This window comes from Streptomyces sp. NPDC101118 (assembly GCF_044759445.1).
Lineage (GTDB): Bacteria > Actinomycetota > Actinomycetes > Streptomycetales > Streptomycetaceae > Streptomyces.
This window is the reverse complement of record NZ_JBIVZG010000015.1, coordinates 74787-99838: the sequence shown is the minus strand read 5'-3', so window position 1 is coordinate 99838 and position 25052 is coordinate 74787. Positions and strand designations below refer to the sequence as shown.

20 protein-coding genes, 1 pseudogene and 1 riboswitch are annotated in these 25052 nt (G+C 73.0%); of the genes and pseudogenes, 18 read left to right on the top strand and 3 right to left on the bottom strand.

The window, feature by feature from the left end:
* The first annotated feature begins 31 nt into the window (after positions 1-31).
* Positions 32-715: an HdeD family acid-resistance protein gene (locus ACIQUQ_RS23540; RefSeq protein WP_403979006.1), complete on the top strand. Its 684-nt coding sequence runs from the start codon at positions 32-34 to the stop codon at positions 713-715.
* A 130-nt stretch (positions 716-845) separates the two neighbouring features.
* Positions 846-1295, top strand: coding sequence for an ATP-binding protein (locus ACIQUQ_RS23535; protein WP_403658013.1), 450 nt, complete (start codon positions 846-848; stop codon positions 1293-1295).
* A 134-nt stretch (positions 1296-1429) separates the two neighbouring features.
* Here the strand turns inward: ACIQUQ_RS23535 and idi are convergent, their stop codons facing one another.
* Positions 1430-2026, bottom strand: a complete 597-nt coding sequence (gene idi / locus ACIQUQ_RS23530; RefSeq protein ID WP_403979004.1) for an isopentenyl-diphosphate Delta-isomerase — start codon at positions 2024-2026, stop codon at positions 1430-1432.
* A 237-nt stretch (positions 2027-2263) separates the two neighbouring features.
* Entirely contained in the window at positions 2264-3472 is a 1209-nt protein-coding gene (locus ACIQUQ_RS23525) for a GNAT family N-acetyltransferase (RefSeq protein ID WP_403979239.1), read from the bottom strand.
* A gap of 522 nt (positions 3473-3994) precedes the next feature.
* Here ACIQUQ_RS23525 and ACIQUQ_RS23520 point away from each other — a divergent pair.
* From ACIQUQ_RS23520 to ACIQUQ_RS23445, 16 genes and pseudogenes are all read left to right on the top strand, one after another.
* Positions 3995-5764: a DUF5941 domain-containing protein gene (locus tag ACIQUQ_RS23520; RefSeq protein ID WP_403979236.1), complete on the top strand. Its 1770-nt coding sequence runs from the start codon at positions 3995-3997 to the stop codon at positions 5762-5764.
* A complete protein-coding gene (locus tag ACIQUQ_RS23515) occupies positions 5761-6513 on the top strand; it encodes a sugar phosphate nucleotidyltransferase (RefSeq protein WP_403979001.1) in 753 nt (250 codons plus the stop codon). Before ACIQUQ_RS23520 ends, ACIQUQ_RS23515 begins: the two co-directional genes overlap by 4 nt.
* A complete protein-coding gene (locus tag ACIQUQ_RS23510; protein WP_403978998.1) occupies positions 6501-7562 on the top strand; it encodes an iron-containing alcohol dehydrogenase family protein in 1062 nt (353 codons plus the stop codon). Before ACIQUQ_RS23515 ends, ACIQUQ_RS23510 begins: the two co-directional genes overlap by 13 nt.
* A complete protein-coding gene (locus ACIQUQ_RS23505; RefSeq protein WP_403978995.1) occupies positions 7540-8319 on the top strand; it encodes a CDP-alcohol phosphatidyltransferase family protein in 780 nt (259 codons plus the stop codon). The genes ACIQUQ_RS23510 and ACIQUQ_RS23505 overlap by 23 nt, the downstream gene beginning before the upstream one ends.
* 35 nt (positions 8320-8354) lie before the next feature.
* Positions 8355-9203 carry a glycosyltransferase family 2 protein gene (locus ACIQUQ_RS23500; RefSeq protein ID WP_403979233.1) on the top strand — a complete coding sequence of 283 codons (849 nt, stop codon included), beginning with the start codon at positions 8355-8357 and terminating at the stop codon, positions 9201-9203.
* 99 nt (positions 9204-9302) lie between these two features.
* The gene (locus ACIQUQ_RS23495) at positions 9303-10232 is read left to right on the top strand and encodes an ABC transporter permease (RefSeq protein ID WP_403657294.1); all 930 of its coding nucleotides are present in this window, start codon (positions 9303-9305) and stop codon (positions 10230-10232) included.
* Positions 10225-11010 (top strand): ABC transporter ATP-binding protein, encoded by a 786-nt coding sequence (locus ACIQUQ_RS23490; RefSeq protein ID WP_403978992.1) that lies wholly within the window; start codon positions 10225-10227, stop codon positions 11008-11010. The genes ACIQUQ_RS23495 and ACIQUQ_RS23490 overlap by 8 nt, the downstream gene beginning before the upstream one ends.
* 339 nt (positions 11011-11349) lie before the next feature.
* Positions 11350-12270: a squalene synthase HpnC gene (gene hpnC / locus ACIQUQ_RS23485; RefSeq protein WP_403978989.1), complete on the top strand. Its 921-nt coding sequence runs from the start codon at positions 11350-11352 to the stop codon at positions 12268-12270.
* Positions 12267-13217, top strand: coding sequence for a presqualene diphosphate synthase HpnD (hpnD, locus tag ACIQUQ_RS23480; RefSeq protein ID WP_403978986.1), 951 nt, complete (start codon positions 12267-12269; stop codon positions 13215-13217). The genes hpnC and hpnD overlap by 4 nt, the downstream gene beginning before the upstream one ends.
* Positions 13218-13422: 205 nt before the next feature.
* Positions 13423-14847, top strand: a complete 1425-nt coding sequence (gene hpnE / locus ACIQUQ_RS23475) for a hydroxysqualene dehydroxylase HpnE (RefSeq protein ID WP_403978983.1) — start codon at positions 13423-13425, stop codon at positions 14845-14847.
* 47 nt (positions 14848-14894) lie between these two features.
* Positions 14895-15977: a polyprenyl synthetase family protein gene (locus tag ACIQUQ_RS23470; protein WP_403978980.1), complete on the top strand. Its 1083-nt coding sequence runs from the start codon at positions 14895-14897 to the stop codon at positions 15975-15977.
* 112 nt (positions 15978-16089) lie between these two features.
* Positions 16090-18135 (top strand): annotated as a pseudogene (gene shc / locus ACIQUQ_RS23465) (squalene--hopene cyclase); the annotation flags it as partial.
* Between the two features lie 425 nt (positions 18136-18560).
* Entirely contained in the window at positions 18561-19319 is a 759-nt protein-coding gene (locus ACIQUQ_RS23460) for a 1-hydroxy-2-methyl-2-butenyl 4-diphosphate reductase (RefSeq protein ID WP_403978977.1), read from the top strand.
* A 5-nt stretch (positions 19320-19324) separates the two neighbouring features.
* Positions 19325-20347, top strand: a complete 1023-nt coding sequence (gene hpnH / locus ACIQUQ_RS23455; protein ID WP_403978974.1) for an adenosyl-hopene transferase HpnH — start codon at positions 19325-19327, stop codon at positions 20345-20347.
* 31 nt (positions 20348-20378) lie between these two features.
* Positions 20379-22316: a 1-deoxy-D-xylulose-5-phosphate synthase gene (gene dxs / locus ACIQUQ_RS23450; protein WP_403978971.1), complete on the top strand. Its 1938-nt coding sequence runs from the start codon at positions 20379-20381 to the stop codon at positions 22314-22316.
* Positions 22313-23719 (top strand): aspartate aminotransferase family protein, encoded by a 1407-nt coding sequence (locus ACIQUQ_RS23445; RefSeq protein WP_403978968.1) that lies wholly within the window; start codon positions 22313-22315, stop codon positions 23717-23719. The genes dxs and ACIQUQ_RS23445 overlap by 4 nt, the downstream gene beginning before the upstream one ends.
* Positions 23720-23771: 52 nt before the next feature.
* Here ACIQUQ_RS23445 and ACIQUQ_RS23440 read toward each other — a convergent pair whose 3' ends face one another.
* The gene (locus ACIQUQ_RS23440; protein ID WP_403978965.1) at positions 23772-24578 is read right to left on the bottom strand and encodes a tyrosine-protein phosphatase; all 807 of its coding nucleotides are present in this window, start codon (positions 24576-24578) and stop codon (positions 23772-23774) included.
* Between the two features lie 312 nt (positions 24579-24890).
* Positions 24891-25048: riboswitch (cyclic di-AMP (ydaO/yuaA leader) on the top strand.
* Positions 25049-25052 lie beyond the last annotated feature (4 nt).

Genomic DNA, 25052 nt, shown 5'->3' with positions numbered 1-25052 from the left:
TCCGGCGGGGGGTCTGGGAGGAGACGCGCCGATGGCCCCTGACCGAGCCGACCGCCCCGCGAACGGCAACCGCGGCGACGAAGGCGACACCACCCCGGCCCCCGACGACGCCCGCCGGCAGGGCCGGCGCCTGCGCCGGAGCTTCGGGCTGCTCGCCGCGCTCGGGGCGGTCCTGGTCGTGGCCGGTCTGGTCGGCCTCGTGTACACCGGGGTCGCGTCGCTGACCTCGATGTTCCTGTTCGGCTGGCTGCTGCTGATCGGCGGCGTGGTCGGGCTGGTCCAGGCGTTCCAGTCGCGCAAGAGCAACTTCTTCTGGCTGGCCGTGGTGGTGGCCGCGGTGAACCTGGCCGCCGGCTTCGTGATCCTGCGCCGCCCCGAGGCGACCGCCGAGGCCCTCACCATGTTCGCCGCCCTGCTGTTCCTCGTCGGCGGGGTGTTCCGTCTGGTGGGCGCCCTGGTGGTGCGCGGGCCGCAGTTCGGTCTGGCGCTCGTGCAGGGCGCCTTCGGGATCCTGCTCGGTTTCCTCGTACTCAGCCGCTGGCCGGACGACAGCCTGTACGTGATCGGTACGTTCTTCTCGATCGCCCTGCTCTTCGACGGGCTGAGCCTGCTCGCCGTGAGCCTGGGCGCACGCAAGGCGCTGAGCCTCGCGGAGGGCCCCGGCGCGGTGGCCGGGAAGGGCGGCGCGGAAGATCAGGAGCGGTCGAACAACTGACGCTGTCATAAGCCAGCGGTCAAAAGGTGTCCGAATGGCGCTGACTTCTGGTCAGGCTCCCGGCCCGGTCCCTCTCCTTCCCCACCCTTGAACTGTGGAGACGATCGAGCGTGAAGACGGGGGCCGGGACATGGACGCACCACCCCCGACCGTGCCCCCCACATTTGAGGGAGTCTGGCGGTTCACCGCACCCGCCACTGAAGAATCCGTTCCGCAGGCCCGCCGCGCCGTACGTGACCTGCTCGCCCGCCAGGCCGTCGCGGCCTCGGAGGACCTGGTCTACTCGCTGCTGCTGATCGTGTCCGAACTGGTCACGAACTCGGTGCGGCACGCGGCCCTGCTCTCGCCCGAGGTGGCCGTCGAGGTGGCCATCGGCGCGGCCTGGGTACGGGTGGCCGTCGAGGACAACCACCCGTACCGGCCCAAGGCCCTGGAGGCGGATTTCGGCCAGACCGGCGGCCGGGGCCTGCTGCTCGTCCGGGAGATCACCGCCCTCTCCGGCGGCACCTGCGACGTCGAGCACACGGCCGGGGGCGGCAAGGTCATCTGGGCGGCCCTGCCGCTCACCGCGATGCTCTGAGGGCGATCTGAGGGCACGGCGTGCTGAGGGCACGGTGTGCCGAGGCACACGTCCGCCGGGCCGAGCCCACCGCGCCCCGGCCGGACCTCACCGGCCAGACCGTCCGCAGCCACCAGGTCCCGGCGGTCCGTGCCTCACCAGCCTGCCGCGTCCCCCGTCAGCTCGCGGATCGCGGGACGCGCCGCGTCGAGCACGGTCATGAACCACGCGGAGAACGGGTCCTCCGCGTGCCGCTTGGCCAGCTCGTCCGCGGTGACGAACGCGGTGTCGGCGATCTCCTCCGGGTCCGGCCGCACCGCCGCCTGCGCGAGTCCCACGAACAGGTGGTTGTACTCCTGCTCCACCAGACCCGAGGCCGGGTCGGGGTGGTTGTAGCGGACCGTACCGGCCTCCGCGAGCAGCGAGGGCGACAGCCCCAGCTCCTCGTACGTGCGGCGGGCCGCCGCGGCGAACGGTGATTCACCCGGGTAGGGGTGGCCACAGCAGGTGTTCGACCAGACGCCGGGGGAGTGGTACTTCCCGAGGGCCCGCTGCTGGAGCAGCAGCCGCCCCTTCTCGTCGAAGAGGAACACGGAGAAGGCCCGGTGCAGCCGGCCGGGCGCCTGGTGCGCGGAGAGCTTCTCCGCGGTGCCGATGGTGTTGCCCGACTCGTCGACCAGTTCGAGCATGATCGGCTCGGGGGCGGTGCCGTTGGACGCGCTGCTCGCGGCGGTGGCTGAGGTGATCGGCATAACCATCCTTCGCTTCGGTCTTCGGCCTTCAGTCTGCCGTACCCGAGCGTCTTGTCCGCACTTCGGTGATCCGCGCATGTCTGCCCCCCCGCCGCGTGCTATGCGACGGGGGGCAGACCTCCGGACCGGCTCCGGCCGGGGCCCCCGGAACCGCAGCCCGGACCTCAGCCCTCAGCCCGGAACCGCAGCCCGGACCTCAGCCCTCAGCCCGGACCTGAGCCCCGACCGGCACCAGCCTCAGACCCCGAACGGCGCCGGATACGCCAGCGTCCCCGCCGGTACGGCCGCGGAGCCGTCCAGCACGAGCGCCATCAGGTACTCGTCCGGTACGTCGAACGGCGCCCGGATGCCGTACCGCGAGGCCCGGACGAACCCGAACCGCGGGTAGTAGCCGGGATGCCCGAGCACCAGCACCAGCGGCTCGCCGGCAGCCCGTGCCGCGTCGAGCAGTGCCGTCACCACCGCGCTCCCGGCGCCCTGCCGCTGCGCGCCCGGCAGGCTCGCCACCGGGGCCAGCGCGATGGCCGGGACCCCGTCGACGTGGCAGCGGGTCAGCAGCGCGTGCGCGGCCACCGACCCGTCGGGCGCCTCGGCGACGTACGACAGCCCGGGCAGCCAGGCGTCGTCCTCCCGCAGCGCGTCGACCAGGTCGGCCTCCATCGGCGTCTCGAAGGCGGCCGCGTGCACGGCGTGTACGGCGGCCCGGTCGTCCGCCCGCTCGGGGCGCACCCGCCACCGCGTGCCCCACGGCCGCAGCACGTACCCGGTGTAGCCGTAGTCGCCGCCGTGCTCGCGCCGCATGGCGATCTCCTCGCGGGTGGCGGCGAGGGCCGCCGCCATCCCGGGCGCGGAGGGGTCGGCCTCGTCGGCGCGGGCCGCGAGCGGTCCGTAGTACTCGTCCCAGTCGGACTCGGGCTGCGGGACGACGCCCACCACGTGGTAGCCGGCCGCGGCCGCGGCCGCCCGGTTCCGGTCCTCGGTGCGCAGCGGGCAGTGCGGGTCCCAGAAGGCGCGGGCCGCCGCGGACGGCTCGTCGACGGTCCACTCGCACTCGGTCAGCACGAGCGTGCCGCCGGGCGCGAGCAGCCGGCGCCACGTGGCCAGCGCGGTGTCGAAGCCGACGATGTACGCGGAGCTCTCCGCCCAGACGAGGTCGAAGGAACCATCCGGAAAGGGGACGTCCGCCATGTCCGCCTTGACGGTGTGGATCCGTCCGTCGAGCCCGCGGGCGCGTGCCGCGGCCCGCAGCTCGTCGAGGAACGGCTCGTGCAGGTCGACGGCGGTCACCTCGGCGCCGGCCTCGGCGGCGAGGAGCAGTGCGGAGCGGCCGGGGCCGCAGCCCAGGTCCAGGATCCGCGGCCGCTCGGGCAGCGGTCCGGCCAGGGAGAGCAGCCGGCGGGTGGTGGCGTCGGAGCCGGGACCCTGCCGGGGCAGCCCGTGGTGCAGCTCGAAGAACGCCTCCCAGAAGGCGGGGGAGGAGGCGGAGGCGGTGGAAGAGGAAGAAGAAGAGGAGGAGGAAGAGGACGCGGAAGCGTCGTGGGTGTGGTCGGTCAACGTGAACCCTAAGAGAGGGGGCTCCGGCCGACGGCCCTCCGCGCAGGTCGCCGCGAGGCGACGTACCGCAGTCGGATCAGGCCTGGCCGGACACCCGGGAGATGGGGATGAACCGGTCGGCACCACGCGTGGTGGCGCACATCACGACGGTCATCAACCCACCTCCTTCATCACGTTCACGGTTCCGGCGCGACGCACCCGGTGTGCGGGGGCGTCCGTGTACCGAGCCTAACATCCCCGGCGTTTGTCCCCGGGACGGCGTATCGACCATGATGATCACGAGGGCCGCCGAGCCGGAGATCGTCGGATTGTCGGGGCGTAAACGGGCGGTGAACGTCCGCTTCCTCTCATCCGATAGCCTCTGCCGACGTGCAGCCCGCCCCCTGGGGCGCCCGTCCCAAGGAGTGAGTCCGTCTGTCGACCGCCATCCTCACCGGCCCGCCGGTACCCGGATCGCCGCTCGAAGGCGATCTGCGTGCCCTCGGCTTCGACGTACGGATCGCCGCCGGCCCCGGTGACACCGGAGCCCTGCTGGCCGCAGTCCCCGCGGGGGAGCGCGTCGCGGTGGTGGACAGCCGCTTCACCGGCCACCGGCACGCGCTGCGCCTCGCCCTGACCGACCCCCGCTTCGCCGCGGCCGCGGTCCCGGGCGCCCTCGGCGTCCAGCCCGCCGCCCGCCCCGGCCTCGACCGGGCGCTGGCCCGGGCCACCGCGCCCGCGCACAGCCTGCCGGACGAGCTGGCCGAGGTCATCGAGGCCGGCGGCACCGCGGTGCAGCGCCCCGAGCTGGGCACCCTCGTCGCCGCCGTGCCCGAGTCCCGCGCCGAGCGGGAGGTCGCGGACGCCGCGGTCGCCGCCGTGGACGACGAGGCGGTGCGGCTGCGCACCGCGGTGAAGTCCCGCGACGGCTTCTTCACCACCTTCTTCATCAGCCCGTACTCGCGCTACGTCGCCCGCTGGTGCGCGCGCCGCGGGCTGACCCCGAACCAGGTCACCACCGCCTCGCTGCTCACCGCGCTGATCGCGGCCGGCTGCGCCGCCACCGGCGAGCGCTGGGGCTACGTCACCGCGGGCGTGCTGCTGCTGGTCTCGTTCGTGCTCGACTGCACCGACGGCCAGCTGGCCCGCTACTCGCTCCAGTACTCGACGCTGGGCGCCTGGCTCGACGCCACCTTCGACCGGGCCAAGGAGTACTCCTTCTACGCGGGCCTGGCGCTCGGCGCGGCCCGCAACGGCGACGACGTGTGGGCCCTCGCGCTCGGCGCGATGATCCTGATGACCTGCCGGCACGTGGTCGACTTCGCCTTCAACGAGGCCAACCACGACGCGACGGCGAACACCAGCCCCACCGCGGCGCTCTCCGACCGGCTCGACAGCGTCGGCTGGACGGTCTGGGCCCGGCGGATGATCATCCTGCCGATCGGCGAGCGCTGGGCGATGATCGCGGTCCTGACCGCGTTCACCACCCCCCGCATCACCTTCTACGCCCTGCTGGTCGGCTGCGCCTTCGGCGCCCTCTACACCACCGCCGGCCGTGTCCTGCGCTCGCTCACCCGCAAGGCGAAGCGGACCGAGCGCGCCGCGCGGGCCCTGTACGACCTGACCGACTCCGGCCCGCTGGCCGAGCTGGCCGCCCGCGCGGTGCGGCTCCCCGGCCCCGCCGTCGCCCCCGCGCTGCTCGCCGCCCTGCTGATCATCGGTGCCGCCCTGTGGCTGCCCTTCGGCAGCGGCACGCTCGTCCCGTTCGCGGCCGGCTACGTCCTGCTCGCCGGGCTCGCGGTCGCCCGCCCGCTCGCCGGCCCCCTGGACTGGCTGGTCCCGCCCCTGTTCCGGGCCGCCGAGTACGGCACCGTCCTGGTCCTGGCCGCCAAGGCCGAGGTGAACGGTGCCCTTCCCGCGGCTTTCGGGCTGGTGGCGGCGGTCGCCTACCATCACTACGACACGGTGTACCGCATCCGCGGTGGCACCGGCGCGCCCCCGCACTGGCTGGTGCGGACGACCGGCGGCCACGAGGGCCGGGTCCTGGTGACCGTGGTCCTCGCCGCAGTCCTCGCGCACACGGACTTCCCCGTCGCGCTCACGGCCCTGGCCGTGTTCGTGGCACTCGTGGTGCTCGTGGAGAGCATCCGCTTCTGGGTCTCTTCCGGAGCACCCGCCGTACATGACGAAGGAGAACCAGCATGATCGGCCTTGTACTCGCCGCCGGTGCCGGACGCCGTCTGCGTCCCTACACCGACACCCTCCCCAAGGCCCTCGTGCCCGTCGGCCCCGAAGGCCAGGAGGAGAGCCTCACGGTCCTCGACCTGACCCTGGGCAACTTCGCCGAGGTCGGGCTGACCGACGTCGCCATCGTCGTCGGCTACCGCAAGGAGGCCGTGTACGAGCGCAAGGCCGCGCTGGAGGCCAAGTACGGCCTGAACATCACGCTGATCGACAACGACAAGGCCGAGGAGTGGAACAACGCCTACTCCCTGTGGTGCGCGCGTGAGGTCCTCAAGCAGGGCGTGATCCTCGCCAACGGCGACACCGTCCACCCGGTCTCCGTCGAGCAGACCCTGCTCGCCGCCCGCGGCAACGGCCAGAAGATCATCCTCGCCCTCGACACGGTCAAGAGCCTGGCCGACGAGGAGATGAAGGTCATCACCGCCGACGGCAAGGGCGTCCAGAAGATCACCAAGCTGATGGACCCGGCCACCGCGACCGGCGAGTACATCGGCGTCACCCTGATCGAGCCGGAGGCCGCCGAGGCCCTCGCCGACGCGCTGAAGGCCACCTTCGAGCGCGACCCCGACCTGTACTACGAGGACGGCTACCAGCACCTCGTCAACAACGGCTTCACGATCGACGTGGCCCCGATCGGCGACGTCCAGTGGGTCGAGATCGACAACCACGACGACCTCGCCAAGGGCCGGAAGATCGCATGCCAGTACTGACGCGGCTGATCCCGTCGCCGGTCGTCGTCGACATCTCCCGCGGCGCCATGGACGACCTGGCCGGCCTCCTGGCCGACCAGCGGATCTCGGCATCGGGGAAGCTGGCGATCGCGATCAGCGGCGGGTCCGGCCAGGCGCTGCGCGCCAAGCTGGAGCCCGTACTCCCGCACGCCGACTGGTACCCGGTCGTCGACGGCACGATCGACTCCGCGGTCAAGCTCGCCGACGACATAAAGGGCCGCCGGTACGACGCCGTGGTCGGCCTGGGCGGCGGCAAGATCATCGACGTGGCGAAGTACGCCGCGGCGCGGGTCGGCCTGCCGATGGTGGCCGTGGCCACCAACCTCTCCCACGACGGCATCTGCTCGCCCGTGTCCATCCTGGACAACGACAACGGGCGCGGTTCCTACGGCGTGCCCACCCCGATCGCGATGGTCATCGACCTCGACGTGATCCGGGACGCGCCGTCCCGGTTCATCCGGGCCGGCATCGGCGACGCGATCTCCAACATCTCCGCCATCGCGGACTGGGAGCTGTCGCACGAGATCACCGGCGAGGCGGTGGACGGCCTGGCGGCCGCCATGGCCCGTACCGCCGGCGAGTCCGTGCTGCGCCACCCGGGCGGCTGCGGGGACGACGAGTTCCTCACCGTGCTCTCCGAGGCGCTGGTGCTGTCCGGCATCGCCATGTCGATCAGCGGCGACAGCCGCCCCTCCTCCGGGGCCTGCCACGAGATCAGCCACGCCTTCGACCTGCTCTACCCGGGGCGCTCCGCGCTCCACGGCGAGCAGGTGGGCCTGGGCGCGGCCTTCGCGATGCACCTCAGGGGCTCCCGCGAGCAGGCCGGCCTCTTCACCGAGGTGCTGCGCAACCACGGGCTGCCCGTGCTGCCCGAGGAGATCGGGTTCAGCGTGGACGAGTTCGTCGCGGCCGTCGAGTACGCCCCCCAGACCCGTCCGGGACGCTTCACGATCCTGGAGCACCTCAACCTGTCCGTCGCCGAGATCAGGGACGCCTACTCCGACTATGCCAAGACCATCGGTAGCTGAACTCCGCCCGGTCGTGCACCCCCCGGGTGTGAAGGACCGGCGCAGCGGTGAGCACTGGGGCGGCCGCCTGTACATGCGCGAGGTCTCCCTGCGCATCACCCGTGTCCTGGTGGGCACGAAGGTCACCCCGAACCAGCTGACCTACCTGATGACGCTCGCGGGCGTCCTCGCCCTGCCCGCCCTGCTGGTGCCGGGCATCTGGGGCGCGGTGCTCGGCGTGGTCGCGGTCCAGCTGTACCTGCTGCTCGACTGCGTCGACGGCGAGGTGGCCCGCTGGAAGAAGCAGTACAGCCTGTCCGGGGTGTACCTCGACCGGGTCGGCGCGTACCTCTGCGACGCGGCGGTCCTGGTGGGCTTCGGCCTGCGTGCCGCGGACCTGTGGGGCGGGGGCCGGATCGACTGGCTCTGGGCCTTCCTCGGCACCCTCGCGGCGCTCGGCGCCATCCTCATCAAGGCCGAGACGGACCTGGTCGGGGTCGCCCGTCACCAGGCGGGCATGGAGCCCGTCAAGGAGGCGGCGGCGGAGCCGCGTTCCTCCGGTGTGGCGCTGGCCCGCCGGGCCGCGGCGGCGCTGAAGTTCCACCGGCTGATCCTCGGCATCGAGGCGTCGCTGCTGATCCTGGTGCTGGCCGTGCTGGACCAGATGCGGGGCGACCTGTTCTACACCCGGCTCGGCGTCGCCGTACTGGCCGGCATCGCGCTCCTCCAGACGGTGCTGCACCTGGTGTCCGTCCTGGCCTCCAGCAGGCTCCGGTGAGCGCCGGCCTGCGCGTCGGCGCGGTGGTCATCACCATGGGTAACCGCCCCGACGAGCTCAAGGCGCTGCTCGACTCGGTCGCCCGCCAGGAGGGCGACCCGGTCGAGGTGGTCGTGGTGGGCCAGGGCGTGAAGGCCTCCGAGCTGGTGCCCGCGGGCGTGCGCGCCGTGGACCTGCCGGAGAACCTCGGCATCCCCGGCGGCCGGAACGTGGGCATCGAGGCCTTCGGCCCGGGCGGCGGCGACGTCGACCTGCTGCTGTTCCTCGACGACGACGGGCTGCTGCCCCGCACCGACACCGCCGAGCTGTGCCGGCAGGCCTTCGCGGAGGACCCGGAGCTGGGCATCGTCAGCTTCCGGATCGCCGACCCCGAAACGGGCGTCACCCAGCGCCGCCACGTGCCGCGGCTGCGCGCCTCGGACCCGATGCGCTCCTCGCGGGTGACCACCTTCCTGGGCGGCGCCAACGCGGTCCGCACGAAGGTGTTCCAGGAGGTCGGGCCGCTGCCCGGCGAGTTCTTCTACGCGCACGAGGAGACGGACCTGGCCTGGCGGGCCCTCGACGCCGGCTGGCTGATCGACTACCGCGCCGACATGGTCCTGTTCCACCCGACGACCGCGCCCTCCCGGCACGCGGTGTACCACCGGATGGTGGCCCGCAACCGGGTCTGGCTGGCCCGCCGGAACCTGCCCGCGCCGCTGGTCCCCGTGTACGTGGGCGTCTGGCTGCTCCTGACGCTGCTGCGCAGGCCCTCGGCCGCGGCCCTCAAGGCCTGGTTCGGCGGCTTCCGCGAGGGATGGTCGACGCCGTGCGGCCCGCGCCGTCCCATGAAGTGGCGGACCGTGTGGCGGCTGACCCGGCTGGGCCGACCTCCCGTCATCTGACAAGCTCGGTTCTGGGAGCATGGGCGTACTCCCGGGACCAGGCGTCCGACCGCCACACGCCCGACCGGCCGCGCATCTTGAAGACGAAAGTTTCAACTTGTGAGTGACACAACCCATGACGGCGCCCTCGCCACGAGCAAGCCGCCGTCTCCCGACGCCGGGCTGAGCGCCGCGGAACTCGCGGCGAAGTACGGCCTGTCGGTGAGCGGTGCCCGACCGGGGCTCGTCGAGTACGTCCGGCAGCTGTGGGGCCGGCGCCACTTCATCGTCGCGTTCTCGCGGGCGAAGCTGATGGCGCAGTACAGCCAGGCCAAGCTCGGCCAGATCTGGCAGGTCGCGACCCCGCTGCTCAACGCGCTGGTCTACTACCTGATCTTCGGGCTCATCCTGAACGCGGGCAAGGACATGCCCAAGGACGTGTACATCCCGTTCCTGGTGATGGGCATCTTCGTCTTCACGTTCACCCAGAGCTCGGTGATGGCCGGCGTCCGGGCGATCTCGGGCAACCTCGGCCTGGTGCGGGCGCTGCACTTCCCGCGCGCCTCGCTGCCGATCTCCTTCTCGCTGCAGCAGCTCCAGCAGCTGCTGTACTCGATGATCGTGGTCTTCGCGGTCGCCGTGGCCTTCGGGAACTACCCGCAGCTGTCGTGGCTGCTGGTGATCCCCGCGCTGTTCCTGCAGTTCGTGTTCAACACCGGGCTCGCGATGGTCATGGCGCGGGCGGGCGCGAAGACCCCGGACCTGGCGCAGCTGATGCCGTTCGTCATGCGCACCTGGATGTACGCGTCCGGCGTGATGTTCTCCATCAGCGTGTACCTGAAGGACAAGCCGGCCTGGATCGCCGACGTCCTGCAGTGGAACCCCGCGGCCATCTACATGGACCTGATCCGCTTCGCCCTGATCGACGGGTACGACTCCAGCTACCTGCCCCCGCACGTGTGGGCCTTCGCGGTCGGCTGGGCCGTGCTGATCGGCCTCGGCGGCTTCGTGTACTTCTGGAAGGCTGAGGAGCGTTACGGCCGTGGCTGAGAACAACCGGGCGGCCGTCCCCACGGTCATCGCGGACAACGTCCACATCGTCTACCGCGTCAACGCGGGTGGCGGCGGCAAGGGCAGCGCCACGGCGGCGATGAGCAAGATACTCCGCCGCAAGAGGACCGGCGACGCCCCGGGCGTGCGCAAGGTGCACGCCGTGCGCGGCGTCTCCTTCACCGCGTACAAGGGCGAGGCCATCGGCCTCATCGGCACCAACGGCTCCGGCAAGTCGACGCTGCTGCGCGCCATCGCCGGCCTGCTGCCGTGCGAGTCGGGCAAGGTCTACACCGACGGCCAGCCCTCGCTGCTGGGCGTGAACGCGGCGCTGATGAACGACCTGACCGGCGAGCGGAACGTGATGCTCGGCGGCCTCGCGATGGGCATGTCGCGCGAGGAGATCAAGGAGCGCTACCAGGGGATCGTCGACTTCTCGGGCATCAACGAGAAGGGCGACTTCATCACCCTGCCGATGCGCACCTACTCCTCCGGCATGGCGGCGCGCCTGCGGTTCTCGATCGCCGCGGCGAAGAACCACGACGTGCTGATGATCGACGAGGCGCTGGCCACCGGTGACCGCCGCTTCCAGATCCGCTCCGAGGAGCGGATCCGCGAACTGCGCAAGGAGGCGGGCACCGTCTTCCTCGTCAGCCACAGCAACAAGTCGATCAGGGACACCTGCGACCGCGTGCTCTGGCTGGAGAAGGGCGAGCTGCTGATGGACGGCCCCACGGACGAGGTCGTCAAGGCGTACGAGAAGGAGACCGGCCGCTAGGGCCGTGTCCCGACGACACCGCCCCCACCGGTCACTCCGGCACCACCACCGGCCCCCGCCGCGGCCCGCGGCGGGGGCCGCCGTGCGACATTCGGTCACCGGACGGACACCCGGCAGGGCCGAAAAGCGTTGTACAACGTAAGCTGTACCGGTGCTGATTCGTGGCAAGTGGGGCGGTTTCCCCGCATGTAAGCGGTGGCCCTCGCCGGGCGGACCGGCGGCGTGTCCGAAATAGGATGTTTTGGGTCGGCAGTGTAGAACGGGAGATGTGACGGCAATGGCTACGGGAATTCTCCGGCCCCCAGGCGCGCGAGCCGTCCCCGCCCCGGGCGGCGGGCGGTGACCGCGGGGCCCGGCATCCGGCCCCCGTCCGACACGGCAGACACCCGCGCCACCCTCGGCAAGGCCGCGGAGGAGAACTTCCCCGTCGCCCCGTTCTTCCTCCCCGCCGCCTGGCGCGAGGGACTCATGGCCGTGTACGGGTACGCCCGCCTCGTCGACGACATCGGCGACGGCGACCTCGCCCCCGGCGGCCGCGACGCCGGGCTGCTCGGCGTCGCCCCGGACCGCGCCGACGACCGCCTCGCCGTGCTCGACGCCTTCGAGGCGGACCTGCGGCGCGTCTTCGACGGCACCCCCCGGCACCCGCTCCTCCGGGCCCTCCAGCCCGTGGTGGACCGCCACCGGCTCACCCCCGAGCCGTTCCTCGGGCTGATCGAGGCCAACCGGCAGGACCAGCGGGTGACCCGCTACGCCACGTACGAGGAGCTCGCCGCCTACTGCGAGCTGTCCGCCAACCCCGTGGGCCGGCTCGTGCTGTCCCTCACCGGCACCAGCACCCCCGAGCGGATCCGCCGCTCCGACGAGATCTGCACCGCGCTCCAGATCGTCGAGCACCTCCAGGACGTCGCCGAGGACCTCGGCCGCGACCGGATCTACCTCCCCGCCGAGGACATGGAACGCTTCCGCGTCGGCGAGGCCGACCTCGCCCGCCCCACCGCCGGCGCCTCCGTGCGCTCGCTCGTCGCCTTCGAGGCCGAGCGCGCCCGCCGGCTGCTGAATGAAGGCACCCCGCTCGTGGGTAGCGTCCACGGCAGGCTCCGGCTGCTGCTCGCCGGGTTCGTCGCCGGGGGGCGCGCCGCGCTGTGCGCCGTGGCCGACGCGGGGTTCGATGTGCTGTCCAGTTCGCCCAAGCCCGCCAAGCTCCGCCTGGTGCGCGAGGTGGGCGCCGTCCTGCGCACTGCGCCGAGAGAGGGGTGAGCCCGACCGTGGAGGGAACCTCGCACGCGTCCGGAGCGGTACTCGCCGCGTACAGCTACTGCGAGGCCGTGACCGGTACCCAGGCGCGCAACTTCGCCTACGGCATCCGGCTGCTGCCCACCGAGAAGCGTCAGGCCATGTCGGCCCTGTACGCCTTCTCCCGGCGGGTCGACGACATCGGCGACGGCACGCTCGCGCCCGCGGCGAAGCTCGCGCGCCTGGAGGACACCCGGGCGCTGCTCGGCCGGATCCGCGACGGCGCGGTCGACGAGGACGACACCGACCCGGTCGCCGTCGCCCTCGCCCACGCCGCCCGCCGCTTCCCCATCCCGCTGGGCGGCCTCGACGAGCTGATCGACGGCGTGCTCATGGACGTCCGCGGCGAGACGTACGAGACATGGGACGACCTCAAGGTCTACTGCCGGTGCGTCGCCGGGGCCATCGGCCGCCTCTCCCTGGGCGTGTTCGGCACCCAGCCCGGCGCACCCGACGCCGAGCGCGCCGCCGAGTACGCCGACACCCTCGGCCTCGCGCTCCAACTCACCAACATCCTCCGGGACGTTCGCGAGGACGCCGGCAACGGCCGCACCTACCTGCCCGCCGAGGACCTCGCCAAGTTCGGCTGCGCGGAGGGCTTCGGCCCGGGCCGCGCCCCCGCCGGCTCCGACTTCCCCGGCCTGGTCCACCACGAAGTGCGGCGCGCCCGCGCCCTGTTCGCCGAGGGCTACCGGCTGCTGCCCCTGCTCGACCGGCGCAGCGGCGCCTGCGTGGCGGCCATGGCCGGCATCTACCGCCGCCTCCTCGACCGCATCGAGCGCGACCCGGCCGCCGTCCTGCGCGGCCGCGTCTCGCTGCCGGGCCGCGAGAAGGCCTACGTCGCCGTGCGCGGCCTCTCCGGCCTCGACGCGCGGACCATCTCACGCCGGCGCACGAAGGGGCGGGCCTGACCGTGACGTACCCCACCGTGCAGTCCCCGCCCCGCGGCGCCGCCCACGGGCCCGTCGCCCCGGCCCGCGCACACGTGCGGGCGGGCCGTGCGGCCGCCCGGGCAACCGGCCGCCCCGCCGCGGCGTCTTCGCGTACGTCCGGCGCGGCCGCGGCCCTGCCGGGCACCGGCCGGACCGTACCGCCGGCGGCGGGAGGGGAGGACGCGTGAGCGACAACCGTGCCGTCGTCGTCGGCGGCGGCCTCGCCGGGGTCACCGCAGCGCTCGAACTCGCCGACGCGGGGCTGGAGGTCACCCTCCTCGAAGGCCGCCCGCGCCTCGGCGGCCTCGCCTTCTCCTTCAAGCGCGGGGAGCTGACCGTCGACAACGGCCAGCACGTCTACCTGCGCTGCTGCACCGCCTACCGGTGGTTCCTCGACCGGGTCGGCGGCGCCCACCTCGCCCCGCTCCAGGACCGGCTCGACGTGCCCGTCCTCGACGTCGCCCACCCCAAGGGACCCCGGCTCGGCCGGCTGCGCCGCACCGCCCTGCCCGTCCCCCTGCACCTCGGCCGCTCCCTGGCCGCCTACCCGCACCTCAGCCTGCGCGAGCGCGCCGCCGTCGGCCGTGCCGCCCTCGCCCTGCGCTCCCTCGACCCGGACGACCCGGCCCTGGACGGCGTGGACTTCGCCACCTGGCTCGGCCGCCACGGGCAGTCCGCGCGCAGCGTCGAGGCCCTGTGGGACCTCATCGGCATCGCCACCCTCAACGCCACCGCCGACCGGTCCTCCCTCGGGCTGGCCGCGATGGTCTTCAAGACCGCGCTGCTCACCGAACCGGGCGCCGCCGACATCGGCTGGGCCCACGTCCCGCTCGGCGAGCTCCACGACACCCTGGCCCGCAAGGCCCTCGACACCGCCGGGGTCACCACCGAACTGCGCTCCCGCGTCGGCAGCATCTCCCGTACCGACGACGGGAACTGGCGGATCGTCACCGAATCGGGCGCCCTGGCGGCCGGCACCGTCGTGCTCGCCGTACCGCAGCGCGAGGCCCACGCACTGCTGCCGCACGGGGCCCTCGACGACGCGGACACCCTGCTCGACATCGGCACCGCCCCGATCCTCAACGTGCACGTCGTGTACGACCGCAAGGTGCTCAGGCAGCCCTTCTTCGCGGCCCTGGGCACCCCCGTCCAGTGGGTGTTCGACCGCACCGACGCCTCCGGGCTCACCGACGGCGGCCAGTACCTCGCCCTGTCCCAGTCCGCCGCCCAGGACGACATCGACGAACCCGTCTCCGTCCTGCGCCGCAAGTACCTCCCCGAACTGGAACGCCTGCTGCCCGCAGCACGCGGCGCGAAGGTACGGGACTTCTTCGTCACCCGTGAGCGCACGGCGACCTTCGCCCCCACCCCCGGCGTCGGACGGCTGCGTCCCGGCCCCCGCACCAAGGCCCCCGGCATCCACCTGGCCGGCGCGTGGACCGCCACCGGGTGGCCCGCGACGATGGAGGGCGCCGTGCGCAGCGGCGTCGGCGCGGCGCACACCGCTCTCACCGAGCTGGGCCGCCACCATGAACTTCCCCCTGGCTGCGCCGGGGGGACCCCCACTTCCGGCAGCGCCGGAGGCAACTCCGGCAGGAGCGCGGCATGACGATCAGCACGACGAGCACGTCACGTACAGGAACAAGAGGAGAGCCAGTGAACCCGGGGAACCCGGCTGTCGAGAACGCCCGCGCAGGGAACGCGGAGCGGACGGACGTGATCGCGCTGCTGGAGCGCGGACGCGAGCTGTCCACGCCCGTACTGCGCGCGGCCGTCGACCGGCTCGCACCGCCCATGGACACCGTCGCGGCCTACCACTTCGGGTGGATCGACGCCGAGGGCCGCCCGTCGGCCGGCGACGGCGGCAAGGCGGTGCGCCCCGCGCTCGCGCTCATCTCCGCGGAGGCCGCGGGCGCCGCGGCCGAGGTCGGCATCCCCGGCGCCGTGGCCGTGGAGCTCGTCCACAACTTCTCGCTGCTGCACGACGACCTGATGGACGGCGACGAGCAGCGCCGCCACCGCGACACCGTCTGGAAGGTGCACGGCCCGGCCCAGGCCATCCTCGTCGGCGACGCCCTCTTCGCGCTGGCCAACGAGATCCTGCTGGAGCTCGGCACGGTCGAGGCCGGCCGCGCCACCCGCCGCCTGACCACCGCCACCCGCAAGCTCATCGACGGCCAGGCCCAGGACATCTCCTACGAGCACCGCGAGCGCGTCAGCGTCGCCGAGTGCCTGGAGATGGAGGGCAACAAGACCGGCGCCCTGCTGGCCTGCGCGGTCTCGATCGGCGCGGTGCTCGGCGGCGCGGACGACCGCACCGCCGACAAGCTGGAGGAGTACGGCTACCACCTCGGCCTCGCCTTCCAGGCCGTGGACGACCTGCTCGGCATCTGGGGCGACCCGGAGTCCACCGGCAAGCAGACCTGGAGCGACCTGCGCCAGCGCAAGAAGTCCCTGCCCGTGGTCGCGGCCCTCGCCGCCGGCGGCCCGGCCTCCGAGCGGCTCGGCGAGCTGCTCGCCGCCGACGCCAAGAGCAGCGACCTCGACAGCTTCTCCGAGGAGGAGTTCGCCGCCCGGGCCGCCCTCATCGAGGAGGCCGGCGGCCGCCGCTGGACCGAGGAGGAGGCCCGGCGCCAGCACGCCGTCGCCGTCGCCGCCCTCGACGAGGTGCAGATGGAGCAGAAGGTCCGCGATCAGCTCGTGGCGCTGGCGGACTTCGTCGTCGTGCGCAAGAGATGATCACCTCCGGGAGATGAATCGCGAGTCGCCGGCCGGCGCCACCTGCTCTTGACCCGGCGCCGGCCGACGTCGGACCCCAGCACAGCAGAGGACACTGCACGAAGGGGAAGCCATGACAGCGACGACCGACGGAGGCGCCGGCCCGGCGGGGCCGGGCGCCGATGCGGCCGGCAGGAGCGAAGCGGCACGGGTCGGCGCGCCCGCCCCGGCGGCGGGCTACGGACCCGGTCCGGACGGGTCCGCGGGCGGGCCGGCGGACCGGGCCGCCCCGGCGGTGGTGCGCGAGGCCGTCGAGCGGGCCACCGGGCACCTGCTCGCCCGGCAGGACCCGGCCGGCTGGTGGAAGGGCGACCTGGAGACCAACGTCACCATGGACGCCGAGGACCTGCTGCTGCGCCAGTTCCTCGGCATCAGGGACGAGCCCACCACCCGGGCCGCCGCGCTCTTCATCCGGGGCGAGCAGCGCCCGGACGGCACCTGGGCCACCTTCCACGGCGGCCCGTCCGAGCTGTCCGCCACCGTCGAGGCGTACGTCGCCCTCCGGCTGGCCGGGGACGCCCCCGACGCGCCGCACATGGCCCGCGCCTCGGCCTGGATCCGGGCCAACGGCGGCCTCGCCCGGGCCCGCGTGTTCACCAGGATCTGGCTCGCCCTGTTCGGCTGGTGGCGCTGGGAGGACCTGCCCGAGCTGCCCCCCGAGCTGATCTACCTGCCCCCCTGGTTCCCGCTCAACATCTACGACTTCGGCTGCTGGGCCCGGCAGACGATCGTGCCGCTCACCGTGGTCTCCGCCAAGCGGCCGGTGCGCCCCGCCCCCTTCACGCTCGACGAGCTGCACGCCGACGCCCGGAACCCCAACCCGCCGCGGCCCCTCGACCCGGCCACCACCTGGGACGGCTTCTTCCAGCGGATGGACAAGGCCCTCCACGTCTACCACCGGCTGGCGCCCCGCAGACTGCGCCGGGCGGCCATGAACACCGCCGCCCGCTGGATCATCGAACGCCAGGAGAACGACGGCTGCTGGGGCGGCATCCAGCCCCCCGCCGTCTACTCCGTCATCGCCCTCCACCTCCTCGGCTACGACCTGGAGCACCCGGTCATGAAGGCCGGGCTGGAGTCCCTGGACCGGTTCGCCGTCTGGCGCGAGGACGGCGCCCGCATGATCGAGGCCTGCCAGTCGCCCGTCTGGGACACCTGCCTCGCCGCCATCGCCCTCGCCGACGCCGGCCTGCCCCCGGACCACCCGGCGCTGGTCAAGGCCGCCGACTGGATGCTGGACGAGGAGATCGAGCGGCCCGGCGACTGGACCGTACGCCGTCCCGGTCTCGCCCCCGGCGGCTGGGCCTTCGAGTTCCACAACGACAACTACCCCGACATCGACGACACCGCCGAGGTGGTCCTGGCGCTGCGCCGGATCCGGCACCCGCAGCCCGCCCGCGTCGAGGGTGCCATCCGCCGGGGCGTCAGCTGGAACCTCGGCATGCAGTCGAAGAACGGCGGCTGGGGCGCCTTCGACGCCGACAACACCAGCCCCTTCCCCAACCGGCTGCCCTTCTGCGACTTCGGCGAGGTCGTCGACCCGCCCTCGGCCGACGTCACCGCCCACGTGGTGGAGATGCTGGCCGTCGAGGGCCGGGGCCAGCACCCGCGCACCCGGCGCGGGGTCGAGTGGCTGCTCGCGGAGCAGGAGCCGGACGGCTCCTGGTTCGGCCGCTGGGGCACCAACTACGTGTACGGGACCGGCTCCGTGGTCCCCGCGCTCGTGGCCGCCGGGATCGCCCCCGGACACCCCGCGGTGCGCCGGGCGGTCGGCTGGCTGGAATCAGTACAGAACGAGGACGGCGGCTGGGGCGAGGACCAGCGCTCGTACCACGACAAGAGCTGGGCCGGCCGCGGCGAGTCCACCGCCTCCCAGACCGCCTGGGCGCTGCTCGCCCTGCTGGCGGCGGGGGAGCGCGACGGCAAGGCCGTCGAGCGCGGCGTCGCCTTCCTGACCGGCACGCAGCGGCCCGACGGCTCCTGGGACGAGCCGCACTTCACCGGCACCGGCTTCCCCTGGGACTTCTCCATCAACTACCACCTGTACCGGCAGGTCTTCCCGCTCACCGCGCTCGGCCGCTACCTGTACGGAGAACCGTTCGCCCCCGGCGGTCCGGGTGCCGCGGGCCGCACCGCGGTCCGGGACGCGGCCGAGCCGGCCCGCGGAACCGCCTCCGGCGGGGCGAAGCCGGCAGGGGCGGCCCCTGGTCCGGCGGGGCCGAGCGGGGCGGCCCCCGGCCCGGTGGCGCCCGGTACGGCGGCGCCGAGTCCGGTGGCAGCGCCGAGCGCGGCGGCCTCCGGCCCGGCGGTGCCTGGTGCGGCGACCCCGAGCCCCGCGGCGCCGGGCGCGGTGGCGCCGAGTGCGGCGGCGCCGAGTGCGGCGGCGCCAGATCCGGTGGCGCCCAGTGCGGCGCCCTCCAGCACCCCTGCGCCTGACGTGGCGGACCCGGTCGACTCGGGCCCTGCGGGGCGCGGGCAGGTGGCCCCCGGGTCGGGTGACTCCGTGCCGCCCCGGGCGGCGCCGGTCGCGGACGGCGGGGTGTGATGGCCGGCGGTGGGAGGTCCGACCCGGGACAGGCGGAGGGCCCCGATCCCGTGCCCCCGCTGCTCGTTGCCTGTGCGCTCGGCATCGAGCGCCTCGCGCTGCGCCGCGGCGCGCGACGTGGGGCGGACGGTCCGCTCACCGTCCTGCGGACCGGCATGGGGCCGCTGGCGGCCGAGCGGGCCGTGGCCCGGGCGCTCGGCGCGCCCGGCATGGCGGGGGCGGCCGTGGTGGCCACCGGGTTCTGTGCCGGGCTGCTGCCCGGTATGCACCCCGGCGACCTGGTGGTCGCGGAACGCACCCGCGACCCCCGGGGCGAGGTCGTCTGCGACGGCACCGCCGCGCTCGCCGAGGCCCTGGCCAGGGCCGTGCCCGGCCGCACCGTCCACACCGGCGTGCTGACCGGCTCCGACCACGTCGTCCGCGGCCCCGAACGCGCCGCACTGCAGGCCTCCGGAGCCATCGCGGTGGACATGGAGTCGGCCGCCACGCTGTGGACGGCGGTCCACACAACGACCGGCCCCGGCGCGCCCGCCGGCCACCCGGCCCACCCGGGTCCGTACACCGCCGGACGGCACCCGGCTCCGTACACCCCCGGACGGCGCCCGGTTGCGGCCGTCCGGGTGATCGTGGACGCTCCGGAGCATGAGCTCGTCCGAATCGGCACGGTACGCGGTGGAATATCGGCCTTCCGTGTCCTTCGTGCCGTCCTTCCCGTTTTCCATGACTGGCACCGTTCTTCGCTGCTCCCCAGGAGGTGAGCCAGATGGCCATGCCGCTGCGACAGTCCATCAGGGTCGGGACCTATCTCTTCGAACAGAAGCTCCGCAAGCGTGAGAAGTTCCCGCTCATCGTCGAGCTGGAGCCGCTCTACGCCTGCAACCTGAAATGCGAGGGCTGCGGCAAGATCCAGCACCCGGCGGGCGTGCTCAAGCAGCGGATGCCGGTCGCGCAGGCGGTCGGCGCCGTGCTGGAGTCGGGCGCGCCGATGGTGTCCATCGCGGGCGGCGAGCCGCTGATGCACCCGCAGATCCACGAGATCGTCCGGCAGCTGGTGGCCAAGCGGAAGTACGTCTTCCTGTGCACCAACGCGCTGCTGCTGCGCAAGAAGATCGAGGACTTCCGCCCCTCGCCGTACTTCGCCTTCGCCGTGCACATCGACGGCCTCCGCGAGCGGCACGACGAGTCCGTCGCCAAGGAAGGCGTCTTCGACGAGGCCGTGGCGGCCATCAAGGAGGCCAAGCGCCGGGGCTTCCGCGTCACCACCAACTCGACCTTCTTCAACACGGACACCCCCCAGACCGTCATCGAGGTGCTCAACTTCCTCAACGACGACCTCCAGGTCGACGAGATGATGATCTCGCCCGCCTACGCCTACGAGAAGGCGCCCGACCAGGAGCACTTCCTCGGCGTCGAACAGACCCGCGAGCTGTTCAGGAAGGCCTTCGCGGGCGGCAACCGGCGCCGCTGGCGGCTCAACCACTCGCCGCTCTTCCTCGACTTCCTGGAGGGCAAGGCGGACTTCCCCTGCACGGCCTGGGCCATCCCCAACTACTCCCTCTTCGGCTGGCAGCGGCCCTGCTACCTGATGAGCGACGGCTACGTGCCCACGTACCGCGAGCTCATCGAGGACACCGACTGGGACAAGTACGGCCGCGGCAAGGACCCCCGGTGCGCCAACTGCATGGCGCACTGCGGCTACGAGCCGACCGCCGTCCTCGCCACCATGGGCTCCCTCAAGGAGTCCCTGCGCGCCGCCCGCGAGACGGTCTCGGGCAACCGCGACTGAGGAGCGGCACACGATCACCAGGGGGACCAGCATGCCGATTCTCGAAGGGATCCGGGGACCGCACGATCTGAAAGCGGTTCCCGGCGAACTCCTGGCCGAACTCGCCCGTGAAATCCGGGAATTCCTGATCCATGCCGTCGCGAGGACCGGCGGCCACCTCGGACCCAATCTCGGCGTGGTCGAACTGACCATGGCCCTGCACCGCGTGTTCGATTCGCCGGTGGACCGCATTCTCTGGGACACCGGCCACCAGAGTTACGTGCACAAACTGCTCACCGGCCGTCAGGACTTCTCGAAACTCCGCGGAAAGGGCGGACTCTCCGGATATCCGTCGCGCGAGGAATCCGAACACGACGTCATCGAGAACTCGCACGCCTCCACCGTCCTCGGCTGGGCCGACGGCCTCGCCAAGGCCCGGCAGCTGCGCGGCGGCCCCGGCCACGTCGTCGCCGTCACCGGCGACGGCGCCCTCACCGGGGGCATGGCCTGGGAGGCGCTCAACAACATCGCGGCCGCCGACCGCCCGCTCGTCATCGTCGTCAACGACAACGAGCGCAGCTACGGCCCCACCATCGGCGGCCTCGCCGGCCACCTGGCCGCCCTGCGCACCGCCGACGGCTACGAGCGCCTCCTGGCCCGGGGCCGGGACCTCCTGGAGCGCACGCCCGTCGTGGGCAGGCCCCTCTACGGGAGCCTGCACGGCGCGAAGAAGGGCTTCAAGGACGCCTTCGCGCCCCAGGGCCTGTTCGAGGACCTGGGCCTGAAGTACATCGGCCCGGTCGACGGGCACGACACCGAGGCGCTGGAGGCCGCGCTGCACCGGGCCAAACGATTCCGCGGCCCGGTCCTCGTGCACTGCATCACCCAGAAGGGCCGCGGCTGCCCGCCCGCCCTCGCCGACGAGGCCGACCGCTTCCACACCGTCGGCGTCATCGACCCCGGGACCGGGCTGCCGCTGGAGACCCCGGCACCCTCCTGGACCTCCGTCTTCGGCGAGGAGCTGGCCCGGATCGGCGCCGAACGGCCCGACGTGGTCGCCGTCACCGCGGCGATGCTCCACCCGGTCGGCTTCACCGAGTTCGCCGCCCGCTTCCCCGACCGCGTCTGGGACGTCGGCATCGCCGAGCAGCACGCGGCCACCTCGGCCGCCGGCCTCGCCGCCGGCGGACTCCACCCGGTCGTCGCCGTCTACGCCACCTTCCTCAACCGGGCCTTCGACCAGGTCCTGATGGACGTGGCCCTGCACCAGTGCGGCGTCACCTTCGTCCTGGACCGGGCCGGCGTCACCGGCACCGACGGCCCCTCCCACAACGGCATGTGGGACCTGTCGGTCCTCCAGGTCGTCCCCGGCCTGCGCATCGCCGCCCCGCGCGACGCCGACCAGCTCCGTGCCCAGCTGCGCGAGGCCCTCGACGTCTCCGACGCGCCGACCGTGCTGCGCTTCCCCAAGGAGACCGTCGGCCCCCCGGTGCCCGCGGCCGGCCGCGTCGGCGGCATGGACCTGCTGCTGCGCGCGGCACCGGGCCGGGAGGACGTGCTGATCGTCTCCGCGGGCGTGATGGCCCCGGTCTGCCTCGGCGCCGCCGAGCTGCTCGCCGCCCGGGGCGTCTCCTGCACCGTGGTGGACCCGCGCTGGGTCAAGCCGCTCGACGAGGCCCTCGTACCGCTGGCCGCCCGGCACCGGCTGGTCGCCGTGGTCGAGGACAACAGCCGCACCGGGGGCGTGGGCTGGGCCGTAGCCCAGCAGCTGCGGGACGCGGGGACCGACGTACCGCTGCGGTCCTTCGGGATCCCCGAGCGGTTCCTCGCGCACGCCAAGCGCGCCGAGGTGCTCGCCGACGTCGGGCTGACCCCGGTCGAGATCGCCGGGGGCATCGCCCGCGCCCTGGGGGGCCAGGAACAGCGCGACGGGACCGCGGCGGCACTCCGCGGCCAGGCCAGCGCGCCCGAGGAGGAGAACACCGCATGACAGAGGACCCCACGGCCGCGGGGAAGGGCTTCGACCTCGGCCGGCTGCTCGCCGAACGCGGCGGGGAGCGGTACGAACTGCACGCCCGCCACCTCAACCACCAGCTGCCCCGCATGCTGCACACCATCGGCTTCGACAAGGTCTACGAGCGGGCCGAGGGCGCCCACTTCTGGGACTCCGAGGGCCGCGACCACCTGGACATGCTGGCCGGCTTCGGCGTGATGGGCCTGGGCCGGCACCACCCGGTGGTCCGCAAGGCGCTGCACGACGTGCTCGACGCCTCGCTCGCCGACCTGACCCGCTTCGACTGCCAGCCGCTGCCCGGGCTGCTGGCCGAGCGGCTGCTCTCGTACAGCCCCCACCTGGACCGGGTGTTCTTCGGCAACAGCGGCACCGAGGCCGTGGAGACCGCGCTGAAGTTCGCCCGCTACGCCACCGGCCGGCCCAGGGTGCTGTACTGCGCCCACGCCTTCCACGGCCTGACCACCGGCTCCCTCTCGGTCAACGGCGAGAACGCCTTCCGCGACGGGTTCGCCCCGCTGCTGCCCGACACCGCGGTGCCGCTCGGAGATCTCGGCGCCCTGGAGCGGGAGCTGCGCCACGGGGACGTGGCCGCCCTGATCGTCGAGCCGGTCCAGGGCAAGGGGGTGTACCCGGCGCCGCCCGGCTACCTGCGGGCCGCGCAGGAGCTGCTGCACCGGCACCGGGCGCTGCTGATCGCCGACGAGGTGCAGACCGGCCTCGGCAGGACCGGGGACTTCTACGCGTACCAGCACGAGGCGGGCGTGGAGCCCGACCTGGTGTGCGTGGCGAAGGCGCTCTCGGGCGGGTACGTGCCGGTGGGCGCCACCCTCGGCAAGGACTGGATCTTCAAGAAGGTCTACTCGTCCATGGACCGGGTGCTGGTGCACTCGGCCAGCTTCGGGTCCAACGCGCAGGCGATGGCGGCCGGGCTCGCGGTCCTCGCCGTGATGGACGACGAGGGGCTGGTGGCGCACGCGCGGGCGATGGGAGACCTGCTGCGCGGCCGTCTCGCGGCCATGGTCGACGAGTACGAGCTGCTGCACGAGGTCCGCGGCCGGGGGCTGATGATCGGCATCGAGTTCGGCCGGCCCTCGTCGCTGGGGCTGCGCAGCCGCTGGACGATGCTCCAGGCGGCCCGCAAGGGGCTCTTCGCGCAGATGGTGGTCGTCCCGCTGCTGCAGAAGCACCGGATCCTGACGCAGGTCTCCGGCGACCACCTGGAAGTGATCAAGCTCATTCCGCCGCTGGTGATCGACGAGGCGGACGTGGAACGGTTCGTCGCCGCGTTCCGGGACGTGATGGACGAGGCCCACGGCGGCGGCTCGCTGATGTGGGACTTCGGGCGCACGCTGGTGAAGCAGGCGGTCGCGGGGCGCTGAGCGGCGGCGGCGGTACGGACCCGCGTGCGGGTCCGTACCGTCTGGCGGTGCGTCAGTCCAGCAGGCGCTCGCGCAGCCGGTCCAGGGTGTCCGGGCCCAGGGCCAGGCCCTCTGCCAGGTAGCCGTCGACCCCGCCCCAGACCTCGTCGATGGTGGCGAAGGCCGCCTCCAGGTACTCGGCCCGCGCGTCGAAGAGCGGGCTGAGCAGCGCCATCACCTCGGGGGAGCGGGCCTCGGGGGCATCGCTGCCGCGGCGGACGCGGTACCGGCGGTGCGGGGCGTTCGACTCCAGGTAGTCCGTGACGATCGCCCCGCGCTCCACGCCGAGCGCGAGCAGGGTGACCGCGATGGAGAGGCCGGCCCGGTCCTTGCCGGCCGCGCAGTGCATGAGCGCGGGGACGCTGTCCTCGGCGAGGGCGTGCACCACCCTGCTGTGCTCGGCCGTCCGCTCCTTGATCATCTTGCGGTACGAGGCGGACATGCGCGCCGCGGCACGGCCGTCACCCAGGACCTCCTCCAGCTGGGTCAGGTCGCCGTCGCGGACCATCTTCCAGAACTCCTTGCCGTCGGCCGGGTCGGAGAGCGGGATGTTGACGTTGCGCACGCCCGGCAGGTCGACGTCGGGACCTTCGAGCGCCTTGTCGGCGGCGTTGCGGAAGTCGAAGACGGTGTGGAGTCCGAGCGATGCGAGGTAGTGCGCATCGGTATCGGTGGCATGTGCCAGATGTCCGCTTCGGAACAGACGCCCCGTTCGCACCCTCCGTCCATCTGTGGTCGGAAGTCCGCCCACATCGCGGAAGTTGCGCACGCCGGTCAGCTCCGGCTCGGTCGACGGCGCCTGGGGTATCTGCTGGGTCACGTGGGGGCTCCTGGCGGCTCGGGGGACATGTCCGAATTGCACTACTTGGCGTCAAGTTACCGCAATGAGGCGGCAGATGTGCGACCTCCTCGTGAGGCAGATCATACGGTGACCGTGAGTGGCTGCGGTGGAATCCCGAATTCCGCTGTAGTGCTGGCTGTTACACGTCCGCAATGGACGGAGTGTGACGGGAATTCCGTCGATCATTCATCCGGGTGATTCCCAAGGGGAATTCACGGCTTGTTCCGTCTGCGGGCGCTGGATTACCGTCGCCGTCGATCCGGGTGGAACGCCGAATCCTGCCGCCCCCGGAAACCGCACCCGACCACTCGTGCGGCAGGAGCGGGGGAACCAGGTAAGCCGCCGGACGCGATCTTCTCGCGGCCGGCTCGGGGTGAAGCCGCACCCGTGCGGCCGGGCATCTCCAGCCCGAACCCGACAGCTCACCTCGCAGGCGCCGGAGAGGAATGCGCC